Annotated in this window: 18 protein-coding genes; 9 read left to right on the top strand and 9 right to left on the bottom strand. The window is 44.3% G+C overall.

Features of this window, described 5'->3' with window-relative positions:
• Window positions 1-9: 9 nt before the first annotated feature.
• The 7 genes from DWW90_RS05835 (at window position 10) to DWW90_RS05805 (ending at window position 8,191) form a co-directional block, all read left to right on the top strand.
• Window positions 10-1,788, top strand: a complete 1,779-nt coding sequence (locus DWW90_RS05835) for a gamma-glutamyl-gamma-aminobutyrate hydrolase family protein (protein ID WP_122344330.1) — start codon at window positions 10-12, stop codon at window positions 1,786-1,788.
• A 10-nt stretch (window positions 1,789-1,798) separates the two neighbouring features.
• The gene (locus DWW90_RS05830) at window positions 1,799-2,797 is read left to right on the top strand and encodes a M28 family peptidase (protein ID WP_122331633.1); all 999 of its coding nucleotides are present in this window, start codon (window positions 1,799-1,801) and stop codon (window positions 2,795-2,797) included.
• Between the two features lie 29 nt (window positions 2,798-2,826).
• Window positions 2,827-3,252 (top strand): SufE family protein, encoded by a 426-nt coding sequence (locus tag DWW90_RS05825; protein ID WP_122344329.1) that lies wholly within the window; start codon window positions 2,827-2,829, stop codon window positions 3,250-3,252.
• A 199-nt stretch (window positions 3,253-3,451) separates the two neighbouring features.
• Complete coding sequence (locus tag DWW90_RS05820; protein ID WP_122344328.1) at window positions 3,452-4,621, top strand: 6-bladed beta-propeller; 1,170 nt, start codon at window positions 3,452-3,454, stop codon at window positions 4,619-4,621.
• A gap of 35 nt (window positions 4,622-4,656) precedes the next feature.
• A complete protein-coding gene (locus tag DWW90_RS05815; protein WP_122344327.1) occupies window positions 4,657-5,811 on the top strand; it encodes a 6-bladed beta-propeller in 1,155 nt (384 codons plus the stop codon).
• 36 nt (window positions 5,812-5,847) lie between these two features.
• Window positions 5,848-7,008 carry a 6-bladed beta-propeller gene (locus DWW90_RS05810; RefSeq protein WP_122344326.1) on the top strand — a complete coding sequence of 387 codons (1,161 nt, stop codon included), beginning with the start codon at window positions 5,848-5,850 and terminating at the stop codon, window positions 7,006-7,008.
• A gap of 19 nt (window positions 7,009-7,027) precedes the next feature.
• Window positions 7,028-8,191: a 6-bladed beta-propeller gene (locus tag DWW90_RS05805; RefSeq protein WP_122344325.1), complete on the top strand. Its 1,164-nt coding sequence runs from the start codon at window positions 7,028-7,030 to the stop codon at window positions 8,189-8,191.
• Between the two features lie 12 nt (window positions 8,192-8,203).
• Here the strand turns inward: DWW90_RS05805 and DWW90_RS05800 are convergent, their stop codons facing one another.
• The 9 genes from DWW90_RS05800 to DWW90_RS05760 all read right to left on the bottom strand — a co-directional run bounded on the left by DWW90_RS05800 (window position 8,204) and on the right by DWW90_RS05760 (window position 21,620).
• The gene (locus DWW90_RS05800) at window positions 8,204-8,803 is read right to left on the bottom strand and encodes a ribonuclease HII (protein ID WP_115499243.1); all 600 of its coding nucleotides are present in this window, start codon (window positions 8,801-8,803) and stop codon (window positions 8,204-8,206) included.
• A gap of 2 nt (window positions 8,804-8,805) precedes the next feature.
• On the bottom strand, window positions 8,806-9,213 hold the full coding sequence (locus DWW90_RS05795; protein WP_122344395.1) for a hypothetical protein: 408 nt from the start codon (window positions 9,211-9,213) through the stop codon (window positions 8,806-8,808).
• Window positions 9,214-9,233: 20 nt separating this feature from the next.
• Window positions 9,234-10,448, bottom strand: coding sequence for an aminotransferase class V-fold PLP-dependent enzyme (locus tag DWW90_RS05790; RefSeq protein ID WP_122344324.1), 1,215 nt, complete (start codon window positions 10,446-10,448; stop codon window positions 9,234-9,236).
• Between the two features lie 132 nt (window positions 10,449-10,580).
• Window positions 10,581-11,321 carry a glycoside hydrolase family 16 protein gene (locus DWW90_RS05785; protein WP_233547657.1) on the bottom strand — a complete coding sequence of 247 codons (741 nt, stop codon included), beginning with the start codon at window positions 11,319-11,321 and terminating at the stop codon, window positions 10,581-10,583.
• A gap of 55 nt (window positions 11,322-11,376) precedes the next feature.
• Window positions 11,377-12,543, bottom strand: coding sequence for a 6-bladed beta-propeller (locus DWW90_RS05780; protein WP_147382400.1), 1,167 nt, complete (start codon window positions 12,541-12,543; stop codon window positions 11,377-11,379).
• A 122-nt stretch (window positions 12,544-12,665) separates the two neighbouring features.
• The gene (locus tag DWW90_RS05775; protein ID WP_122344321.1) at window positions 12,666-15,320 is read right to left on the bottom strand and encodes a glycoside hydrolase family 2 TIM barrel-domain containing protein; all 2,655 of its coding nucleotides are present in this window, start codon (window positions 15,318-15,320) and stop codon (window positions 12,666-12,668) included.
• 228 nt (window positions 15,321-15,548) lie between these two features.
• On the bottom strand, window positions 15,549-17,108 hold the full coding sequence (locus DWW90_RS05770; protein ID WP_122344320.1) for a RagB/SusD family nutrient uptake outer membrane protein: 1,560 nt from the start codon (window positions 17,106-17,108) through the stop codon (window positions 15,549-15,551).
• Window positions 17,109-17,121: 13 nt separating this feature from the next.
• Window positions 17,122-20,412 (bottom strand): TonB-dependent receptor, encoded by a 3,291-nt coding sequence (locus DWW90_RS05765; RefSeq protein WP_122344394.1) that lies wholly within the window; start codon window positions 20,410-20,412, stop codon window positions 17,122-17,124.
• 260 nt (window positions 20,413-20,672) lie between these two features.
• Complete coding sequence (locus tag DWW90_RS05760) at window positions 20,673-21,620, bottom strand: FecR family protein (protein WP_115499252.1); 948 nt, start codon at window positions 21,618-21,620, stop codon at window positions 20,673-20,675.
• A gap of 453 nt (window positions 21,621-22,073) precedes the next feature.
• Here DWW90_RS05760 and DWW90_RS05755 point away from each other — a divergent pair, with 453 nt between their 5' ends.
• Complete coding sequence (locus DWW90_RS05755) at window positions 22,074-22,658, top strand: RNA polymerase sigma factor (RefSeq protein WP_122344319.1); 585 nt, start codon at window positions 22,074-22,076, stop codon at window positions 22,656-22,658.
• A 74-nt stretch (window positions 22,659-22,732) separates the two neighbouring features.
• Entirely contained in the window at window positions 22,733-23,941 is a 1,209-nt protein-coding gene (locus tag DWW90_RS05750) for a FecR family protein (protein WP_122344318.1), read from the top strand.
• Window positions 23,942-23,958: the final 17 nt, after the last annotated feature.

Here is a 23,958-nt window from a genome sequence, read left to right as displayed (position 1 = left end):
CATAATTCTATGAAAGTCCGTCGTCCGAATTTAGAGGCTCTCTACAGGGAAGTTGATAATTATATACCGAAAAAAGAACGTCTTCAACCTCCCCGCATAGGAATATCCGCTAACCGGAAAGACGGACTTTCATGTATAGCCGAAACGTATGTACAGGCAGTCTTGAAAGCTGGAGGCGCTCCGGTTTTAGTTCCCGTAATCACGGATATCGAAGCATTGACGGCTATCATCAACGGACTGGACGGATTGGTCATGAGCGGTGGCGGCGACATCAACCCGCTTTACATGCAGGAAGAACCGATCCCGGCTCTGCAGGATGTGGACAGCTATCGGGACGAATACGACTTGATTCTGCTCCGCCTGGCTACGAACCGCCAACTGCCCGTTATGGGAATATGCCGCGGCCACCAGATACTGAACGTAGCATTCGGCGGTGGCGTCTATCAGGATATCCACTCCCAACACGAGCAAAAACTGCTGAAACACAGCCAGACACTCCCACGCGAGCAGGCATCCCATTCCGTCACGCTTAGCGACAGCACTTCCAAGCTCCGCACCATGCTGGACGGAGCGCCGGAACTCCTGGTCAACTCTTTCCACCACCAGGCCATCAAAGAGCCTGCGCCCGAATTTATCGCGACGGCAACAGCTCCCGACGGCATCAATGAGGCAATGGAACATCCTGAAAAGGAGATATTCAGCGTACAATGGCATCCCGAAGCAATGGCGGCTAACGACGACGAACAGATGTTGAAACTATTCAAGCATCACGTCGAATCGTCCCGTCTGTTCAAAGAAGCCAAACGCATCCACCACCGGAACGTGACGCTCGATTCGCATACCGACACCCCGATGATTTTCCCGGGCGAATTCAACATCGGCCATAAAGAAGGCGGCAAAGTAAATCTTCCACTTATGGAAGAGGGATTGATAGATGCAGCCATCATGGTCGCTTACATCCCGCAAGGACCGAGAGACGACGCATCGTTGCAGAAAGCAACCGACTACGCGATAAACCGCCTGCAAGAAATACACCGGCAGATGGATATAAACCGTCCCCGTATGTGTATTGCCTATACGCCTCAGGAAGTACACGTTCTGAAAGCAGCCGGCAAGAAAGCAATCATGCTGGGCCTGGAAAACGGATACGCCATCGGCAAAGATCTCGAAAACATCACCCGCTTCCGCGACATGGGCGTTTCTTACATAACCCTTTGCCACAACGGGAACAATGATATCTGCGACTCGGCAAGAGGCGAAGCGGAATGGAACGGACTAAGTCCTTTCGGGAAAGATGTGATCCGCAAGATGAATGAACTCGGCATACTGGTCGATATTTCGCACGCCGCAGAAAGCACGTTCTACGATGCGTTGGAAACCAGTGCCTACCCGATTATCGCCTCCCATTCTTCCGCCCGTGCACTCTGCAACCATCCCCGCAACCTGACGGACGAACAGTTGAAAGCGCTGGCGGCACAAGGTGGCGTGGTACAAGTATGCCTCTACAAAGGATTTATCAATGAAGACGCCGAAAAGGCATCCTTGAGCGATGCTATCCGCCACATCACCCACATTGTCGACCTGATCGGAATCCACCATGTAGGCATCGGTTCGGACTTCGACGGAGACGGCGAACTGATCGGATGCCGCGCCAGCAACGAGTTGATAAACATCACTGTCCGCCTGATCAAAGAAGGCTATACGGAAAACGACATTGCCAAAATATGGGGAGGCAACCTGTTGCGTGTCATGAACAAAGCGCAATCCGCCTCTAACAATAAGATATAAACGACAAGATATGACTAAACTGATTTTATTATTATGCACGATGGCCCTATTTGCATGCGGTCAGAAAGGTTCCAGTGAGACGACGGAACCCGCGACAGAAGTAAAGAAAACGACGGCGGCATCGGCACCTTCTTTTGATGCCGACAGTGCTTATTCGTATGTGGATAAACAGGTTTCATTCGGCCACCGGGTCCCTAACACGCCGGCACACAAGGCTTGCGGCGACTATTTAGTATCCGAACTGAAACGTTTCGGCGCACAGGTCTACGAACAGGAAATGACACTCACCGCCTACGACGGGACTCCGTTGGAGTCGCGTAACATTATCGGCGCCTATAACCCGGAAAGCAATAAGCGCATGATCCTTTTTGCCCATTGGGACACACGTCCTTATTCGGATCATGATCCAGATCCGGCCAACCACCGTAAGCCGCTCGACGGAGCAGACGACGGGGCGAGCGGTGTAGGCGTCCTGCTGGAAATCGCCCGCCAATTCAGTATGAAAGCACCGAACATCGGCGTGGACATCATCTTTTTCGATGCGGAAGACTACGGAACGCCCGAATTTGCAAAAGAAAAATACAACGATACCAGTGACACTTGGTGTCTCGGCAGCCGTTTCTGGGGCAAGAACCCGCATAAGCCGAACTACAAAGCCGAATTCGGCATCCTGCTCGACATGGTCGGGGCCAAAGACGCAGTGTTCTATAAAGAATATATCTCCATGCGCTATGCCGCCCGCTATGTGGACGAAGTATGGGAAGCCGCTCGTAATCTCGGTTACGGCAAATACTTTATCAATGCAAGCGGTGGCGGCGTAACCGACGATCACGAAGCGGTAATCGAAGAGACCGGCATCCCTTGTTTAGACATTATCAATTATGACCCGCAGTCGGATAAAGGTTTCCGCGACCATTGGCATACGCAGAACGACAACATGGGCAATATAGACAAAAACGTACTGAAAGCTGTCGGCCAGACAGTGCTCGAAGTAGTGTATAACAGGTGAAAGTTGAAAATTAAAAGTTAGATAGTAAGATGACAATCAATGAACTTCAGGACCAGGTAATCGAAGAGTTTTCAGACTTCGACGACTGGATGGACAAGTATGCGTTACTGATAGACCTCGGTAACTCGCTTCCCCCTTTGGAAGAAAAGTACAAAACCGAAAGCAACCTGATAGAAGGTTGCCAGAGCCGCGTTTGGTTGCAGGCAGATTACGTTGACGGCAAAATCCTGTTCAAAGGCGAGAGTGATGCGGTGATCGTAAAAGGGATCGTCTCCCTGTTGATCAACATTATTTCCGGCCATACTCCGCAGGAAATACTGGATGCCGACCTCTATTTCATCGAAAAGATCGGTCTCAAAGAACACCTCAGCCCCACCCGCTCGAACGGCTTGGTAGCCATGGTCAAACAAATGCGCATGTACGCATTAGCTTTCCGGACAAAGGAACAGGCATAAACAAAAACATTATTTAGATATCCCAACTGTTCAACCCTTCACCTTTTCCTGCATAAACATTGATTTATATGTGGCAGGAGCGGGTGAAGGGTTTGCTTTTTCCGTACATTAATGATATTTAACCGCTGCAAAGTATTCGTATCCTATTTATTTGGATAGATTTGCGAAAACATCGTAATCTATTCAATTTGATAATACCATGAAGAAAACAAGCATCCTTTTATTTGCTCTCCTGTTCGCATTAGCGGGATGCAGTGGCGGCAAGCAATCAGCAGGCGACCTGATTACCGTTGACATTACGAAAAGCCCTTCTCATAAAAAGGAACTTATTCTTCAGGATTTTATGGACGTGGAGTATATTCCATTGGAAACAAATGACGAGTTTATTAATCAAGGTTTTGTTCAAGCTATTGGCAAGAAAAACATAGTAATAAAAAACCGGAACAGTGACGGAGATATTTTCATCTACGACAGATCAGGCAAGGCAGTAAGAAAGATTAATCATAAAGGACAAAGCGGCGAAGAATATTCGTTCATTTTAGGAATAGTATTAGATGAAGATAACAATGAAATGTATATCAATAGCCATTACGAAAGAAAAATGCTCGTCTATGATTTAGAAGGGAATTTCAAAAGAAGTTTTACATACGCTGAAAACACGGATAATTCTTTCTATACTGAGATATCCAATTATGATAAAGGCCAGCTGATTTGTAAAAGTGAATACAGTAAAGAAACAGGATTTAACCTTATATCCAAACAGGACGGGAGTATTACCAAAGAAATAAAAATACCTTATAAAGAGAAGAAAGTGTTAGCACAAACTTTAGAAGATAAAGAGAATAACAGTATGAGATGGGTATCGCCAGGCGCTTATTCCACATTAATACCTCACAATGACAATTGGATTCTGTCAGAACTATCATCTGATACCGTATATACCTTTTTGCCAGATCAGAACTTGCGACCATTTCTGGTAAGGAGTCCCTCTATTCAAACCATGAACCCTGAAGAGTTTCTTATTTTCAGATTAATTTCCGACCGTTATTATTTCATGGAAACCATAAAGAATGCATGGGACTTCAGTGAAGGGAAAGGCTTTCCAAGAACTTTTCTGATGTACGACACACAGGAAAAGGACTTTTTCAAATATAATGTTTACAACGGTGATTATTCGGTTAAAAAAGAAGTCTATATGAATGCTTTCAGAATCGCTAATAGCGAAAACGAGCTATGGTGTCCTTTAGAAGCGTCCGAACTTGTTGAGTCTTATAAGAAAGGAAGGCTGAAAGGGAAATTGAAAGATATAGCTGCAACATTAAACGAGGAATCAAACCCGGTAATCATGTTGATAAAACAAAAGAAATAACATTCGGAACAGAAAATATAAACTAAGATAATATAATGAAAAGAGCAAACATCCTTTTAACCGCCCTCCTGCTCACATTAGCGGGATGCAGCGGTGGCAAGCAATCTGCAGACGATCTGATTACCATTGACGTTTCGAAAAGCTATCCTAAAAAAGAACTGATTCTTCAAGATTTTATGGATGTGGAATATATTCCGCTGGAAACCAATGACGAGTTTCTTACACAAGGGGCAGTACAGGATGTAGGAAAAGAATACTTATTGGTGAAAAACAGAAATAATGACGGGGACATCTTTATTTTTGACAGAAAAACCGGTAAAGGATTAAGGAAGATAAACCGGCAAGGACAAGGGGCGGAAGAATATACAAGGATTAATGGGATGATTCTCGATGAAAGCAATAGTGAAATATTCGTAATATCGATGGGGAATAAAATCTTAGTGTACGATCTTTACGGACAATTCAAACGGTGTTTGAATCTTGATCGGGAAGTGTCATCTGTTTTTGATTATGACAAATCTAATTTGATTGGCTACGACATGTCGGATTATCATAATAAAGGAAAAGATAGAAGCAAATCGTACCATGTCATTATATCAAAACAGGATGGAAGTATCACCCGGGAAATATTTATCCCTTTCAAAACGATCAACACACCGATTGTGACTAATGGGGATGGATTTGTAGCGAATTATTCTTACCAAATACGCCTGAGCCACGGCAAATGTACACTTATTGAAACATCAGCCGATACTTTGTATAACTATGCACCGGATGGAACATTAAGTCCCTTTATTGTAAGAACGCCTTCTGCACAGGCCATGACACCTGAAGTTTTTCTTTATATGGGTATTTATACCGACCGTTATTACTTTATGGAAACCGTTAAAAATGTATTTAACTTCGAAAAGGGTAACGGATTCTTTGCGGATGTACTGATGTACGACAAGGAAGAAAAAGCCATATATCAAGTAACTGTATGCAATGGTGATTATGCAGAAAAAAGACCTGTAGCCATGACAGCGAAACCTATTAATCGCGACGTCGAAAACGTCACCAGCTTAAATGCATCCCAGCTTGTCGAGATTTACAAGAAAGGCCAACTGAAAGATGGCAAATTGAAAGAAATCGCCTCAAGGTTGGATGAAGAAGACAATCCGGTAATCATGTTGATAAAGCAAAAGAAATAACATACGAATCAGCAAATATAAACTATAAAGAAAATAATGAAGAAAGCAAACATTCTTTTAATAGCCACCCTGTTCGCAATGGCGGGATGCAGCAGTGACAAGCAAGCGGCGGACAACCTGATCACTGTTGACGTTACAGCTAATTATCCGGAAAAAGAACTGGTTCTACAGGATATTATGGATGTGGAATATGTTCCTTTGGAAACAACGGATGAATTTGTAACTAAAGGGGTTGTGAAAGCTATCGGTAAGGATATCTTATTGGTAACGAACCAAAACGACGGGAATATTTTTGTCTTTGATAGAAAGACCGGCAAAGGTTTGAAAAAAATTAACCGCATGGGGCAAGGCGGCGAAGAGTATTCATTCGCCACCTACATCGCCCTGGATGAAGATAAAGGGGAAATGTTTGTCGCAGACTATGGAACGAAGAAAATATTGGTGTACGACCTGTCCGGGAACTTTAAGAGAAGTTTCAAATATGCAGACACCAGCCATTATGACGATCTGTTCAATTATGACAAGGACCATTTGATCAGTTATAAGAAATATTGGACACCGAAAGAAAGCGAGCAGGCATGTCATATCCTTATTTCCAAGCAAGACGGCAGCATCGCCCGTGAAATCCGGATCCCGTCCAAAGAAATGGAAACGCCGGTCGTGACAAAAGATGAATTTGTTATCGCACCTGAATTCCATCTGACATTCCCCAACCATACAGATTGGTCACTTGTTAACACATCGTCCGATACCATCTACCGCTATTTGCCGGATGGTAACATAAAGCCCTTGATCGCACGGACTCCTTCCATACACGCGATGGAAACGAAAATCTTTCTCTTCCCCACCGTCATTACCGACCGCTATTATTTCATGCGAACCATGAAGAAAGAAGTGGACTTCAAAACGTTTAAAGGATTCCCGAGTACCGACTTGGTATATGATAAACAGGAAAATGCCCTGTTCCAATATACTTTATACAATGCCGATTATTCGAATAAGCAGCAAGTTTCATTAGGACTGAACTTCAATGGCATTGTCAATCAAGAGATCGCAACCTGCCAATCTTTAGAAGCGGCAGATCTGATCGAGGCCAACGATAAAGGCCAACTGAAAGGCCGGTTGAAAGAAATTGCCGCCGGATTGGACGAGGAAGCAAATGCCGTAATCATGCTGATAAAATATAGACAAGAGTAACTTATTAATCCATAAAGTCATGAGAAGAGTAAACTATCTTTTAATCGTCACCCTGTTTGTTATAGCAGGATGTACTGATGACAAACAAGCGGCGGATGATCTGATCACTGTTGATGTTACAGTAAACTATCCGAAGAAAGAACTGGTTCTCCAGGACTTTATGGATGTGGAATATATTCCACTCGAAACACAAGATGGTTTTATCACGATGGGTTGGGTACATGCAATCGGCAAGAAAGTCATCATTGTCAGAAACAGGAATCGCAATACTGATGGAGACATCTTTATCTTTGACAGAAACGGCAAGGGAGTGAGAAAGATCAATCGCTTGGGACAAGGTGCCGAGGAATATCAGTTCCTTTTGGGAATTACCCTGGATGAAGACAACGATGAGATCTTCGTCAATGACCACTGGAGTAAAAAAATCTTTGTGTATGACTTGTCCGGTAAATTCAAACGGAACTTCGATCACCAGCGGGGCAGGTATGGAATGGATATATATGACTTCGACCGGGATAACCTGATTTGCTGTGCGAACAATATAGATGAAGAAAACTCAAATGCGTTTTTAGTTATATCCAAACAGGACGGAAGTATCACCAAAGAAATCTCGATTCCTGATAAAAAGGGAGTTACGTCGTTGGTGTTTTCGCCAGACTACAGCTATGTGATGGCAATCCGTAACCGGACATTGGTTCCTCAGGGCAACAGCTGGATGCTTATGGAAGACGCATCCGATACAATATATACGGTTCGGACGAACTACAGCATGACTCCTCTTATTGCCCGGACTCCCCCGATCGAATCAATGAAACCAGGAGTGTTTCTGTATCCGGCCGTAGTAACCGACCGTTATTATTTCATGCAAACTGTAAGAGCGGAATGGGATTGGGTTGCTAAGACCGGGCACAAACGGACTGACCTGATGTATGATAAACAAGAAAAGGCGATATACGAATACGTGGTACACAATGCCGATTATATCAACGACGAGCCTGGCAGCATGATGGTTTCGGAGGTCACATTCGGAAACGACGAAATCGCCCTTGTGCAGAAATTAGAGGCATACGAACTTGTGGAAGCATACGAGAAAGGCAAATTGAAAGGCAAGCTGAAAGAGATAGCCGCCGGGTTGAACGAGGAATCGAACCCGGTGATTATGCTGATAAAATATAAGAAATAACATCTTCCTCCTTCAGAATTGCAGTGTCAGTTGTTCCGGCAGTAAGGTGAATGTCTTGCGGTGATACGGAGTAATCCCGCATTCCCGAATGGCTTCGCGATGGGCTTTCGTCGGATAGCCTTTATTCTCTTTCCAGTGGTAAGCGGGATATTCCAGGTCGAGGCTGTCCATATAATCGTCACGATAGGTTTTTGCCAGGATAGAGGCGGCTGCGATACTCAGGTATTTGCCGTCGCCTTTCACAACTGTCGTATGCTGGATCTCGGGATAGGGCGTGAAGCGGTTTCCGTCGATCAGCAGGTGTTCAGGCTTGACCTTCAGTTGTTCGATCGCCCGGTGCATAGCCAGAAAAGAGGCTTTCAGTATATTGATCTTGTCAATCTCTTCGGGGGTAACAATACCGACAGCCCAAGCAATCGCCTCCTGCTCAATAACAGGACGGAGTGCATAACGTTTCTTCTCACTCAACTGCTTGCTGTCATTCAGCTCTTCATTATGAAAATCAGGAGGAAGGATCACTGCTGCTGCAAACACCGAACCCGCCAGACATCCACGACCGGCCTCATCACATCCGGCTTCTATACGATTTGCTTCTAAGTAGGGTAGTAACATGGTTAATTTATTTTTTCAATCTTTCTTTTCATCATCCAGGGACGCAGGACGAAGTAGGAAAACAGTGTGGCGAGCGTGACACCGCTGATGTTGGCAAGGAAGTCAAACCAGTCGCCCCCTCGGTATGTTGTGCAATATTCCTGCAAGAGTTCGATTACGCCGCTCATCAGGATCGGACATAAGACTGCCCCGATCCAGGCATGCCACAACACATCGTCGTATTTACGGTGATTGCGCAGGAACTCGAGCCACAACACACTGGACAAGCCTGCATACATACAGATATGTGCGATTTTGTCTATCCCCACCACCTTACTAACCTCCAGCGAAGGCGGCTTAAAGAAAGAGAGATAGATCACAACTGCAACGATCGTGAGCGAAACCGGATATTTCTTCAGATAATACAACACCATAAAAACGATTCCCTCTATTAAAACATTTTCCGTACCCGTTCAATACCGGCGGCAAAAACGTCAATCTCTTCTTTTGTATTATAGAACGAGAAAGAGGCGCGAACAGTCCCCTCGATCCCTAAATCCTGCATCAGCGGCTGGGCACAATGGTGTCCCGTACGGACTGCAATGCCCAGACGGTCCAACAACATACCCATATCATAATGATGGATATTGCCGACCAGGAAAGAGAGAACCGCCCCTTTATAGGCTGCCTGTCCGAAGATACGCATACCGTCGATTGCATTCAATTTTTCGGTTGCATAACGGAGCAGTTCATCTTCATACGCTGCTATATTATCCATTCCCAAACGGCCTACATAACGCAAGGCTTCTGCCAACGCCGTGCTACCGATATAGTCCGGCGTTCCGGCTTCAAACTTGAAAGGCAGTTCGTTGAAAGTCGTCTTCTCGAAAGAGACAGAAGCAATCATCTCTCCTCCTCCCTGATACGGCGGCAATTTGTCCAACCATTCTTCCTTACCATACAAAACACCGATACCAGTCGGACCGTATATCTTATGACCGGAAAAGACATAGAACTCGGCATCCAGGTCCTGCACGTCCACCTTCAGATGGGGAACGGCCTGTGCACCGTCGATCAACACCGGCACTTCATGGTTGTGCGCTTCTTCTATAATCTCCTTTACCGGATTGACCGTACCGAGCACATTGGAAACATGCGTAACGGAAACCAACTTCGTCCTTTCCGAAAACAGGCTGCGGAACGTATCCATACAGAGTTCGCCTTTCTCATTCATCGGAATCACTTTTAGCGCGATACCTTTGCGGGCCGCCTGTATCTGCCAGGGGACGATATTGGAATGGTGCTCCATCACGGAAACGATTACCTCGTCGCCTGCCGACATACATTCGTCGGTAAAACTGGAAGCAATCAGATTGATCGCCTCTGTCGTCCCACGCGTAAAGATGATCTCGTTGGAAGAACGGGCATTCAGGAACTGCTGCACAGTCCGACGTGCATCTTCATGTGCTTCCGTAGCCGCCTGGCTCAGGAAATGGACACCGCGATGGATATTAGCATTCACATTATAGTAGCCGCTCTCTATCTTCTCCACCACACAACGGGGCTTCTGAGTCGTCGCACCGTTGTCGAAATAAATAAGCGGCTTATCGTATATCTTATGATCCAGGATAGGGAAATCCTTCCGGATAGACTGTATATCTAACATAACTGTATCTATTTAACTTAATAACAAGCGTCAAAGATACTATGTTTATCAGGTAAACGATCAATTGCAGCACATAAAAAAGCCTCCCGTAAGAAACGAAAAGCTTTTTTAATATCTGATAAATACTTATATCTACTTCTCTTTCTGGTAGAAACGCACCCAATCGATCTCCATCTCGACAGGCAGATCAGCAGGTTCGACTGCGCCAACCCAGCTCCCACCCAACTGCATATCAAGCAGCAGATAGAACTTCTTATCGGTAAACGGGAACTGCCCTTCTTTGTCTGTCTCGATACGGGGATAAGCAAAAGTCCGGGTGTCATTGATAAAGAAAACAAGGCTGTCGCGATACATCTCTACACTGTAGACATTATAATCGTCACGGTTTATCGGCCCGATCCCACCCTGCTTCGGATTATCCTTTATACCCAATATATGCGTATAGGCAGAATGAACGGTCTGATAAGCGATGGTATCATTATTCAAACGCTCCATAATATCGATCTCCCCGCCTTCCGGCCAGCCTTCGTTTTCCGGCAATAGCCAGAACGCCGGCCAGGCTCCGGTTGCCCCGTAGAGCTTTGCACGGATATCCAGACGCCCGTCGGAAAAGCCGACTTTTCCTCTTGAATAAATACCACCAGTGATAAAAGGAGCCGTATCCGCCGGCAAACTGTAATTAACTAATCCGCGCAAGACCAGGTTACCGTCGCGCATCCCATAACAAGAATCGAAGTCGGACATATAGTTATTCCAATCCGATGTCCCGCGTGGAATCTTACTCCACGAAGCCTCATCAAAATGCTCCGTCTGGTCGAAGTTCTCCTCCCATACCAACTTCCACCCGTTTTTCTGTGGCTGGCAACCTGCCATTAGCGACAGGGCGATTGACAGCCCTAATGCAAATAATCCTTGTTTCATTACGCCGTTATTTGAATTTATACAATATCAGGACATCATTATCTTCGTCTTTTAAAGAGGATGCCAAATCTTTTAATTCTCCATACAATTTCCCTTCCTGATAAGCCTCTAATAATTCATCGGCATTAAACCGGGATATGCCATAACCGGATTGCATATCACAATTCACAAGATGAGAGCTCAAAACTATTTTTGCATCCGGATAATCATCATTCCTTATCTCATACTCATTTATATCTCCATTTTCTTTGTTGTAAACCCAGTTGGTTTCAGGAAACATATCCCGTTCATTGCTTTCATCTACAGAAATCCGAGTCAAGAACACATATTTACTTGTTTCAATTCCATACTGTAAAAAAACAGGGGCACTCATGGAGCTAATTGCAGGTGTTCTCAATATAACCGGAGTCAAAACCCCATCGTATGAATACTGATAGATGGTATCCGACGAAAGTTCGTTCAAAATATAACCTTCCGAATTTCTTACAACAGGAAGATGCATGGCTGTATATGAAAAACGACCGCCATCACCTTCTTTAGTCACCGTCAAATCATATTTCTTACCAGAAGAAAAAGGAACTTCTATTTTCTTCTGGATTTCCCCGTCATTCTTAGCCAGAATCGAGAAATAAGGTTTCAGATCAGAGTTTACCCGATTCGTTTCCGTATTGTAAACGAGAAAAGCATCATCATTAAAATTGTAAATGAAACGCGCATCCCCAGGAGCAAATTCCCTGATATATTCGCCATTCAGATCATAAACAACGATCTTCCGGGAAAAAACATCATGGACATAAATCTCCCCTCTCTTTTCATCCATACGCAAATTGGTGATATAATTATATTCGTGAGGGCCATTCCCATAATGAGAAAACTTACGGACCGGCTGTCCTTCCCTATCAAACATCAGAATCTCACCGGTTGCACCCCCTTTGGTCAGTATATAATTTTCATTACAAACCAAAGCTCTTGATCTAACTAATAAATCGGTATTGCTTGCAAGTTTTATATATGTAACATCTGCAATATCCTTTAAATTTAATCGAATGGATGAATGTTCCGCATTGAGGTCGATTTGCAAGACTTCGTTATCCGTACTCTTACCGGCACAGCCACACAAAAATGCCATCATCCATATAATCAAAAGATACCTCATACAAATATCAATTTTCACAAAGGTAACATTTTTCAATACACAGCACACAGATGACAGAATAAAAAAGGATGCGTCCTCTGCGTGCTATGTTTCACGAATATAACCGAGCTGTCGGATATTCATATTTACGTCATTATTTCTTATTCTCCAAAATCCGACTGTTGCCGCTCCACCTCTTTCAACTTTAAGGTATTCAATTCCTTGCGCAGGCGTTCCACTTCTCGTTCGGCATCGGTTTTCGATGTGGCCGATTGCCCAGCGGAGACACTGCTCAGCGTGATGCGGGATGCGTCTTCGGTGTTATAGACCAGCGGGAATGCGGCCGGTTTCGATTCGAGCACCAGTTCGCCGCTTACCGGCATCTGCGAACCTTCGAACAAGACACTGGCAGTGATCCGTATCTTACCGGGCTTCAAGGTAGACTGAACCAGAATAGGGGCTGTTCCCCATTTGACAGGAGCGGGATTAGCCAAGACATCCGGACCACCTAAGATACGCCCTTCCCCTTCGATGGAGAAACGGATATTATAATTGTTCAAACGTTTGATATTTCCCTGCTTATCCGCAACAGCGGCCACTACCGTTACGAAGTCGGAGCCATCGGCTTTCAGGTCTGTCCCTTCGTTATCTACCCATAACAGGATTTTTTCCGGGCGACGGGCAGGAACGACCTTATGCGTAGCCACGACCTTGCCGTCGATCAGACCTTCAGCAAGCAGATAGACGTCATCTTGCTTTCTCTCTCTGGAGAGAGCCTTGTCTACCATGAAGTCATAAACGCCGGGGAAAGTAATGACCGGAGACGGCATTCCCGAACGTTTTTTGTCTTTCTTATAAGTATAGGTCTTTCCATCTTTATTGAACGTAAGCCGCACCTCATCACAGTTCGAATAAACCGTCACATCCTTACCGGAGAACGGCGTCATCTCGTGTGCGATATAGACCATCGGACCGCTTCCGGCAAGCTGATCGTTCTTCACTGCCGGACGTTGCGCCATAAACATATAGTAGGAATACTTCGGCTGGTGGAAGACATCCATCAAACCTCCGTAGAACGGATCGGGATGGTAGCCGCGCTGATGATCGAACGAATGCCAAAGACAGCCACCGACATGCTGCGGCTGCTGTTGATACAAGACGTCGTAGCTGGTCACCGGATAGGAAGGCGAGGCATAATGTTCGGCTTGTACGCGCATCGGCTGTTCGCCCCAGTTGCGGGCTACACGGCTGGGGGAATTGTGCGAACTCCAGTCGTCCACGTTATCTCCCCATTCACGGGTAAAATAGGTCTTTGTCGGATCGATCTCTTTCGAAGCATCCTGCATATTGGCGGGATGGGCAAAATAGACCGGGAAGTTCTCGTGTCCGCGCGCTTCGCTGTCACTCCCACTATAACAATATGGATAAGGATATTCGGCATCCACTATATCGCGGGTGTTCTTGGCAAAGTCCGCCGGATACCAGGTTTCGTTCAGGATCGGTTCCCACAGCCAGACACAAGGATGGTTGCGGTCGCGGCGTACGACATTGCGGATATCGCCATATACACGCTCGGCAAATTCAGGCGCATCGTTCCAGAATTGCCAGCCGGGCGTATTGACGATGACAAACAACCCTAACTCGTCGCAGGCATCCATGAATGCCGGGTCTTGCGGACAGTGGGCGTTACGGATTATCTCCATTCCAGCCGCCTTTAGTTTCTTGGCATCCCGCCAATGGATACTGTTGGCGACAGCATTGCCGACTACAGCAAAGTCTTGATGACGATTCGCTCCGATCAATGGCTTTCCATAGGGCTTCCCGTTCAGCCAGAAGCCATCTTTCCCCTTAAACTCGATGCTACGGATTCCGACACGGCGGCGGTAGCCGTCTACCACATTCCCGTCTTTATCCAAGATTCGTACCAAAAGGTTATACAGTGTCGGCGTCGAAGGTGTCCAGAGCATCGGCTGCTTCACCAGTAATTTATCGGAAGAAGTGATTGCCTTACCGCCCTTCACCTGAATCTTATCATTCAGATATGCAACTTGCGTGCCATCCGGCTGTAACAAGGTGTATTCCACCACACCGGTGAAAGATTTCTTTGTCGCATTACGCACCTGTATCTTCAACTGCACCTCCGCCAAAGCATCCGAAACTTTCCCGAAAGAGACGAACAAGCCGCCTCCGGCTATCTCATTCTCATAATTGGGGTCGGTAATGAACACGTTGTTATGGGCGATCAACCAGCAATCCCGGTAGATGCCGCCAAAGTAGGTATAGTCCAGCACATCCTGCGCCTTTCCGGGAGGATAGGAAGGATCGTCACTGTTATCGGCCCAGACGGCAATGACGTTATCGCCATTCCAGTCCAGCGCATCCGTCACATCCAGTACAACAGGCAGATAGCCACCAAAGTGCTCCGTTAGCAGTTTTCCATTCACGAATACTTTACTTTTTCCCATGATAGCCTCGAAATGCAGGAAAAGTTTCTTGCCCTTCAACGATGCGTCGGGTGTAAAATGCTTACGATACCAGACTTCACCCTGATAATTGATACAACCGCTTGCCTCCGTCGGCAGGTATTCAATACCGTTCGGCAGGGAAACGACTGTCCAGTCCTTATCATTAAACTCTTTCGCATTTGCTCCGTCCGCTGCACCTTTATGGAAACACCATGCCGGATTCATGGAATAAACTTCCCGCCCACTGTCTTCCAATCGGAAGAAACCGGCCGTCGAGAACTCGGGCTGATGGGCTGCCCATAAAGGCAAAGCCATCAACCAGAATATCAAATACATTTCTAATTTTCTCATATTACTTTATATTAATCGTTTTAATATTTTCTTTAAACACAACACCTCTCCAAGGGTGGGAAGACGCTCTCTCTAACACAAGGAAAGCAACCTCGTTACCGTTGGCCAAAGATACATGGTCCGAAAGGGAAGACCTAAAAATAAAGGAAGAAAAGGGCCGGCTATAACACGTCTTACACCATTACAGCCGGCCCATATAGAATAATACCTATTAAAAAAAGCCTTTAATTACCAACCTTCATTCGGTGTACACAACGGATTTGTTTCTATTTCCTTCGAAGGTATCGGATAATAGTAATAACGGTTTGTATTTCCGACTTTTCCGTTTTTTAACTGGTTGTAGCGAGCCTCATTACAAGTCTGCATACGTTCTTCCAGCAATCCCCAACGACGCAAGTCGTAAAAACGTTCTCCTTCCACAAAGAATTCGATTGCGCGCTGGTGTTCCAGATCGCTGAAAATAGCTTCCGAGGTCTGCGCCCCACTATACGGATTCAGGTTGGCACGCTCGCGAATCTGATTCAGATAACCGACAGCCTTTGCCAAATCCTGTCTGCCGGAACTGCGCAGATAAGATTCGGAAAGCAGCAGAAGAACGTCGGCATAGCGCACGGCGCGTTCATTAATAACAGACATAGGAGGATCAGCTTCCGATGTTGCCGTACTTGAATTCTGATATTTCAGTATCCAATATGTGCTCCATCGATCCTCTGTTTTAAATATCTCGCGGAACGGTTGCATATAATACATACAGCCATCATAATCCCAGGCTACGGATGAACGGGCGCGATAGTCGGAATTACCGTCCTTGTCTTTTTCCTGCAAGAAGATATTCATCATCTGCTGAGTAGGATTTGCTTCATACCAACCACTGGCTTCCGGTGCTGCATATTCCTTCGGACGCGTATTCGTCTGGGTCGAATTGATATTCTCTCCATCTCCCCAGATATCGGTACCTCCGACCGGTTCCATCAACAACTCAAAAATACTTTCAGCGTTATTCTCGTGCGCTTCATCAAAGTTCCAGGAAAAGTCTTCGACCAAACGATAGGTATAAGGAGCTTGTGTCAAAGGCTCCAAGGCATCGATTGCTTTATCAAACTCTTCTTCATATACATACAGTTTGCCCAGAACAGCAAAAGCTGCGCCTTTAGTCGGTTTCCCGATAACACTATTCTCAACCGGCAGTAGAGATGCAGCCGTAGTCAAATCCTGCTCTGCCTGTGCCCAAATTTCAGCCTGTGTCGATTTTGCCAACGGGAAAGTGGACGGAGACTGCGATGCTGTCAGGCGCAAAGGAGCATCTTTAAACTCTTTGCCTAACTGAAACAGGTAAAATCCACGAATAAACAAACATTCAGCCTTGACTTTGTTTACAAAATCCGCAGAGAACTCCGCACTCTTTTCATCCAGTTTCTGCATAATCGAATTCGTTCTGTACAACGCATTATAGAATTGGTAGAACATACCCTGAGACAAAGTATTACCATTCGTATTGGTAAAATAACAGGCCTGAAAAACATCACTGATATCATTTCGGAATTCAACTTCGTCGGCACGTGCGATACGCATCATTACACCACGGGTTCCATAATATCCGCCGTTCAAGGCATTCTTCAAAGGGGTGTAGCAGGATGTTAAAGCCAGTTCGAAATCAGCTTCATTCTGCCAGAAAGTATCTTCTGTCGCCTTATTCGGATTGATCTGTTCCAACTGGGCGTCACATGATGTACACAAGCCGATAACAGCTGCTGCACAAGATATAAAATATAGATATATTCGTTTCATATAATTACTTTATTTAAAATGTTACGTTCAGGCCCACCATAAATGTACGGTTAGAAGGATATATAAATTCATCGAAACCACGGGAATAAACATCCGAAGAGTTTACATCCGGAGTATATCCCGAATAAGACGAAATCGTAAAGAGGTTCTCCGCATTGAAATAAACACGGGCTTTCTGTATCAGTCCATGGAACCATACATTAGGCAATGTGTAACCTACCTGCAAGTTTCTCAGACGGAAATAAGATCCGCTTTCCAGATAACGGTCGGATTCCGAACGGGCATTCCGGTTGGGATCAGTCCAGATCAGGCGCGGCTGGGATGCATTATGATTTTCCGGTGTCCAGTAATCTAATGTGCTTGCCAGATAATTGGTTCCACGGGTTACATCTGTCAATTCCAATCGTGTCGCATTATAAATCTTATTTCCAGAGACCCCCTGGAATCCAATAGAGAAGTCTACATTCTTATAAGTGACATTACCATTGATTGAATAGGTGAATTTCGGAAATGGGCTACCGCAATATACACGATCGTCATCATCAATTGTTCCGTCGTTGTTCGTATCCTTAAAACGAATATCACCCGGCGCCGCACTTGGCTGAATCAGGACACCGTCTTTCTGGTATGCCTGTACTTCTTCTGCGCTGTTAAAATATCCATCAGTCGGGATCAACCAGAAACCACCGATAGGATAACCGGCCAATGTCTTACTGGTATACGTTCCACCATGAATCGTTCCACCGATAATAGATTGCGATTCAGCTCCCATTTCAACAACTTCATTCTTGTTATATGTTCCTAAAAAACTGACACCATAGGACAAATCTTTATTTAGAGATTCATTCCATCCTAAATTAAACTCAAAGCCCTGATTGCGTATCTTACCTGCATTCTTGATCGGATCATTCGCACCACCGGACGAGATCGGAATAGGCACATTCAGCAAAATGTCTTTCGTATTCTTCACATACCAGTCCGCAGTCAATGTCAAACGGTTTCGCAATGCCATGAAATCGATACCGATATTCGTCATGGCAGTTTCCTCCCATTTGATATCCGGATTGGCAAATGTTTTCGGGAAAGCTCCCTGTATCAATCCGCTCTTTCCGTCCGGATAATTAATACCGGTGGTCACAACTGATACATACTGGTAATTGTCGATCTCTTGATTACCCAGCACACCATAGCCTCCTCTCAACTTAAGCTGATCAAGCCATGAAGTATTATTCTTCACAAAATCTTCTTCTGCGATATTCCAACCAACAGACACTGATGGAAAATTGCCATAACGGTTGTTAGAACCGAACTTGGAAGAACCGTCACGACGGATAGTCGCAGTCAATAAATAACGGTTCTTGTAAGAATAGAAAGCACGTCCCAAAATAGATGTCAACACACTACGGCTGGAATTACCACTTACGGCCAGTCCCTGTGCAGCGGCATCTATCTCCTTAATACCAGTTGGCATTCCTTGACCTGATCCCTGCATATAGCGATAGCGGGAATCCTGATAGGTATAACCGGCAAGTACGGAAATCTTATGATCACCGAAAGTACGGTCGAAAGTCAGCAAGTTTTCAACCAAGACATTACGTGTCCGGGTCTGTTGTTCTGTTACCTGCGTGATATCATTCTTATTCAATCCGTAATCATACAATCCTAAATAGCTATTGTAACGGTAGAACTGGAAGTCCGGAGTCAGATTCAATTTATATTTCAGTCCTTTCATGAACTCCACAGAGACATAAGCATTTGCAAATATCTTCACATTATCACTGTAACGGTTCATCAAATTGTCATCCACCATACCCAGCGGGTTATACAGGTTTACAACATCACCATACAAAGCGCCATAGCCACCAGTCTGGTTTGCGTCATACTGTTCCAACGTTGGAATAGCCTGTATCGTATGGCCTACATATCCTCCACGAATCTCAGAAAGCAGAGGTTTATCCTGGCTATAAGTCAGAACGATATTCGTCCCTGCCTGGAAAATACCCTTCTTGAAATCCTGTTTACTCTGCAACGTATAACGCTGATAGTTCGTTCCTTTCATCACACCGTCCTGGTTCGTATACCCCACACTATTATAATAGGTAGAATATTTACCACCCCCTTTTACAGACAGGTTATAGTTCTGCATCAAAGCCGGGCTGAACATCAGGCTTTGCCAGTCATTATCCGGCTTGGAAGCCAGATCCATTGCCATATCAAGCGGATTCATCCCGGCTGCCTTTCTGGAAACCGTCGTCACTTCCGCCCATCCGGCAGCATCCAACAAGTCCAGATATTTACTCGGAGAGCTGACACCGACATTGGCCGACAGGTCGATAATAGGTTTCCCTTCCGTATTGCTACCCTCTTTTGTCGTGACGATCACAACACCATTGGCTGCACGTGAACCGTAGATAGCTGCCGAAGAAGCATCCTTCAACACGTCGATGCTGGCAATATCGTTCGGATTGATATGGTCGATTCCGCTCATATACATACCATCCACGATATACAAAGGAGATGAATTGTTCAACGTACCGATACCACGAACCATGACACGGGTACTTCCGCCCGGCGCACCTCCCTGCGAAACGATATCGACACCGGCAATCTTTCCTTGCAAAGCCTGGCCGATAGTCGTGTTACTCTGTGTATTCAGCTTTTCCGTACTGACATTCGCAACCGAACCGGTCAAATCCGCTTTCTTCTGCGTACCGTAACCAATAACGACTACTTCGTCCAAGGCCTTCGTATCTTCCAATAGTACGACATTGATTACTTTCTGGTTTCCAACCACTATTTCCTTTGACAGGTAACCGATATAAGAAATATTCAAAACAGATTTAGGATCGGCTTCAATAGAGAAATTACCGTCAATATCGGTAACAGTTCCGTTCGTAGTACCTTTTACAACAACATTTGCTCCGATAATAGGCTCACCCATATTATCGACAATCCGGCCTGTCACTGTTTGTGTTTGTTGTTTTACAGCAGCTACGACATTCGCACCTTTTGCAGACAATACAATGTGAGTGCCTTCCATTTCATATTCAATACCTGCATTTTTTAACAAGTTATCCAATACTTCGGATACAGGTTTCGTTTTTGCCTTAACCGAAACCTTGCGGTTAACATTGACCTGATTATTGTAAATAAACAAATAATCTGTCTGACTTTCAATCTCATTCAGAATTTCTTCCAACTGAGTGTTGTTTTTGTTGATACTAACCCGGGCGTTCTGCGAATGTGAATTTTCGGCATACGAGCAGAATACGCAGGCTCCCAAAAGGAATGTGGAGATTCGCATAGTTCTCAAGATTTTTTTACCTGACGGGGTTTTCGGATAATATCCACCCGACAAAAAGTTTTTTTTCATACCTTTGTAACTGATTTGAAGTTAATACAATAAATTTAAAAAAATTGTGTTGATTTGAATGCCGGTAAATGCCCCCCAGCGCTTGCCGGCATTTTTTTGTTAGCTATTGTCTGTTTTCATGTCTCCTGAATTTACAAGGTTAATACTAATATTGTGTTTTTTATTTTGTTCTTATAATTACTTATTTGTGTTTATCTGATATAAATGACTTGATTTTCGTCATCTCGCTCATATCGAAAACTGATATCTTTCTGTAGAACTCTCAATGCGTAATCAATACCATCCGCCTGCCGGAACTTCCCGGTGAAATTATACTTCAATACTGCTTTATTCTCTATAATTATACTAACTCCGAAATATTTCTCCAAATCATTCATGATATAGGAGAATGATTCGGCTCTAAAACAAATCAATCCTTCTTTCCAACGATACGGGTTATAATCGTCTACCGGAACTACAGTCAACCGACCGTCCTTCTCAAGGCATGCCTTACTGTCCGGCGCTAAAATCAATGTATTCCCAACTCCCTGTTTAGACGCAACTTTCACACTACCTTCCATTAAGGTTACTTCAAAATCGTCTTTATCGGAATATCCTTCTACATTGAATTTAGTTCCTAATACTTCCATCTTACATTTATTCGTCTCTACGATAAATGGCCTTTGCTTATCCTTTGCAACATCAAAATAAGCTTCTCCGTCTACCGTCACCTGACGTATGGATTTATCAAATACTGCCGGATACAATATTCTCGTACGGGCATTTAGCCAAACATTTGTTCCATCTGATAACGTAAGATTTACCCGTTGTCCGGAAGGAACATAAATAGATTGCATCGGCACTGTCTGATTTTTATCCGAAACAAATTGATACAAGATATTAAGTCCCAATGTCACAGCCACAACTGCTGCGACTTTCAATATCTCAGTTCTGAGAGAACTATTATGTCGCGATTTTACCCGCTGCGCTTTTCCTATTGCCTTTTCATCGCCAAGAAGCAACATCGAATCAAATAACTTCCTCTCTCTCAGAAACTCACGCCTGTTCTCCGGAGAATGTTCCATCCATTGCCGGATCTCGACTTCCTCTTCATAAGAAGCCGTGCCTTCAAAGAATTTATATAATACTTTCCGGTTCATTTTATAACTTTTCGGTTACGCTTACATAATACTAACAGTTCATAAAACGGTATCCCTAGTTGGAATTGAAAAAAAAATTTCATTTTGACTGTTTTCCCCGCTCCTCTATTACATGTCACAGCCGTATTCTTTTCATGTCACAACTGTCTGCCTTCTGTGTTACAGTTGGATTTCTTTTGTTTCACGACTGTAACATGAATAGCGGATAAATATTGAGAAACAAGATACTCCGCATAAATGGCTCTGTCTGCCGGGTTATTCCTTCCTTCACGGCACTTCGGAAGGCTCATGACCGTCCTACGGAATATTTTGGCAAATGAGGCAGATAATTTGATAAAGAACGCCTGATGCAACGATATAAGATTCTATATAATGATGGATACCAGGTATTTTTAAACTCATTCTATATATTTTAGGATAAAAAGGCTATATTTGCGCTGAGACAACAATAATATGTGGGAAGACGAGAGCAAAATAAAATGGGATCAATTTCTGGCGGGCGATAACAACGCCTATAGCTGGATATATAAAGCTCACATACAAATGTTGTTCCGGTACGGGCGTCGCTTTACATCCGACACTGAACTGATCAAAGATTGCATCCAAGACGTATTTACCGGGTTATACAAAAACAGGGAACAACTGACCACTCCCAGAAACATAAAGGTCTATCTGCTCATTTCCATAAAGAACAGCCTGGTCAATGCGTTATACCGCGAAGACCGCTATGCACCTTATGACAGCGAAGCAGTTCCATTCGCATTAGGATTGAGCGTCGAAGAACAATATCTGGATAACGAGCAATATGCAAACCAGCAGAAAAAGATACAGGAAATATTGAATATACTGACTCCCCGCCAAAAAGAAATCATTTATTACCGCTACATTCAAGAACTTAGTTTTGAAGAAATCTGTACCATGATGGATATGAACTACCAGTCAGCACAAAACCTGATCCAGCGTTCGCTGAAAAAAATCCGGGAAGAATATGGTTCTCCAGAGATATTCCTGCTTATCCTGACCTGTCTCGCACATTAATTAAAAAAAATATCATTTTAAGTGAGTATAAATAGAGGGATGCTTTGTCCTTATAGAAAGCAAGCACGCATCAGATGCATACAGATTATACAAAATACTCAGCAGACCAGCTCCTGAATGACGATTACTTTTTGCAGTCAGAGCTACATCCGACAGAAGAGAGCCGCCTCTTTTGGCAAAATCTTATGGAGGAAAACGAACCACTGGCTGCCGAGATCGAAATCGCCCGTCTTTTACTGAACGCATTAGAAAAAGATACGGAGATCCCTTCTTTGACAAGCACGGAAGAAAATACATTGTGGCAACAGATTGAACAGACTAATATCGAGACGGAAAGAAAAAACAGACGTTCCCGGATCATAAGAGAAGTTTTCAGTATTGCTGCGACCATCACGCTTTTGTTTGCTGTCGGATGGTATATGGCTTTTGAGCCGAAAAAACAGGGCACGGACTATCTGGCAATTATCGAATCTATAAATATTCCGGACAGTGCTTCCCAAAAAGTACAGTTAATCCTCGATAATAATGAGAAAATGGATCTCGAAGGAGACGAGGCGCAACTGGAATATAAAAAAGAAGGGCAAGTAAATGTCAATTCCAAGAAAGTAGAATTGGAAAAACAAGAAAGTACTCAACCGGCATATAATCAATTAGTAGTACCCGTAGGGAAACGTTCCTCCGTTACATTTTCCGATGGGACGAAGATATGGGTTAACTCAGACACGAAAGTGGTTTACCCGGTTGCTTTCGCCAACGAGAAAAGAGAGATATTTGTTGAAGGAGAGATATTCCTGGAAGTCAGCCATGATGCCAAAAGGCCCTTTATCGTAAAGACGAAACAAATGGAAATTAAAGTCCTGGGTACTAAATTCAATGTAAGTGCCTACAAAAATGAAAACAACATGCAAGTCGTCCTGGTCGAAGGCAAAGTGGAAGTTAACACGGACAATAAAAATAAAAGCCTGTTAGCACCCAACCAAATGTTCCACTATGACGGCCGGTTGCAGAAAGTAAAGATTTCAACGGTCGATATAAATGATTATGTAGCCTGGAAAGATGGTTATTACCAGTTCCACCACGAATCGCTCAATGTGATTTTGCGAAAGCTATCCCGCTATTACGGTACACTGATTTACTGTGATAATACGGACAACGATCTTAGTTGCAGCGGAAAGCTGGATCTTAAAGATAACCTTGAAGACGTACTGAATTCACTGAAAAGGGCAATTCCACTTGAAATTGAGAACAAAAATGAGAGTATAAAAATCAATGTTAAACATTAAATCATTCAATTATGGAT

It is taken from the genome of Parabacteroides sp. AF17-28 (genome assembly GCF_003479205.1).
GTDB lineage: Bacteria > Bacteroidota > Bacteroidia > Bacteroidales > Tannerellaceae > Parabacteroides > Parabacteroides acidifaciens.
This window is presented reverse-complemented; position numbering and strand designations above follow the sequence as displayed.

What these genes read in the sequence shown, in the direction of transcription:
- DWW90_RS05765 (WP_122344394.1), bottom strand. Translation starts at nt 20,412, where the DNA reads ATGCGAATCTCCACATTCCTTTTGGGAGCCTGCGTATTCTGCTCGTAT.
- DWW90_RS05790 (WP_122344324.1), bottom strand. Translation starts at nt 10,448, where the DNA reads ATGTTAGATATACAGTCTATCCGGAAGGATTTCCCTATCCTGGATCAT.
- DWW90_RS05800 (WP_115499243.1), bottom strand. Translation starts at nt 8,803, where the DNA reads ATGTTACTACCCTACTTAGAAGCAAATCGTATAGAAGCCGGATGTGAT.
- DWW90_RS05755 (WP_122344319.1), top strand. Translation starts at nt 22,074, where the DNA reads ATGTGGGAAGACGAGAGCAAAATAAAATGGGATCAATTTCTGGCGGGC.
- DWW90_RS05820 (WP_122344328.1), top strand. Translation starts at nt 3,452, where the DNA reads ATGAAGAAAACAAGCATCCTTTTATTTGCTCTCCTGTTCGCATTAGCG.
- DWW90_RS05770 (WP_122344320.1), bottom strand. Translation starts at nt 17,108, where the DNA reads ATGAAACGAATATATCTATATTTTATATCTTGTGCAGCAGCTGTTATC.
- DWW90_RS05815 (WP_122344327.1), top strand. Translation starts at nt 4,657, where the DNA reads ATGAAAAGAGCAAACATCCTTTTAACCGCCCTCCTGCTCACATTAGCG.
- DWW90_RS05810 (WP_122344326.1), top strand. Translation starts at nt 5,848, where the DNA reads ATGAAGAAAGCAAACATTCTTTTAATAGCCACCCTGTTCGCAATGGCG.
- DWW90_RS05785 (WP_233547657.1), bottom strand. Translation starts at nt 11,321, where the DNA reads ATGGCAGGTTGCCAGCCACAGAAAAACGGGTGGAAGTTGGTATGGGAG.
- DWW90_RS05830 (WP_122331633.1), top strand. Translation starts at nt 1,799, where the DNA reads ATGACTAAACTGATTTTATTATTATGCACGATGGCCCTATTTGCATGC.
- DWW90_RS05825 (WP_122344329.1), top strand. Translation starts at nt 2,827, where the DNA reads ATGACAATCAATGAACTTCAGGACCAGGTAATCGAAGAGTTTTCAGAC.
- DWW90_RS05805 (WP_122344325.1), top strand. Translation starts at nt 7,028, where the DNA reads ATGAGAAGAGTAAACTATCTTTTAATCGTCACCCTGTTTGTTATAGCA.
- DWW90_RS05775 (WP_122344321.1), bottom strand. Translation starts at nt 15,320, where the DNA reads ATGAGAAAATTAGAAATGTATTTGATATTCTGGTTGATGGCTTTGCCT.
- DWW90_RS05835 (WP_122344330.1), top strand. Translation starts at nt 10, where the DNA reads ATGAAAGTCCGTCGTCCGAATTTAGAGGCTCTCTACAGGGAAGTTGAT.
- DWW90_RS05750 (WP_122344318.1), top strand. Translation starts at nt 22,733, where the DNA reads ATGCATACAGATTATACAAAATACTCAGCAGACCAGCTCCTGAATGAC.
- DWW90_RS05760 (WP_115499252.1), bottom strand. Translation starts at nt 21,620, where the DNA reads ATGAACCGGAAAGTATTATATAAATTCTTTGAAGGCACGGCTTCTTAT.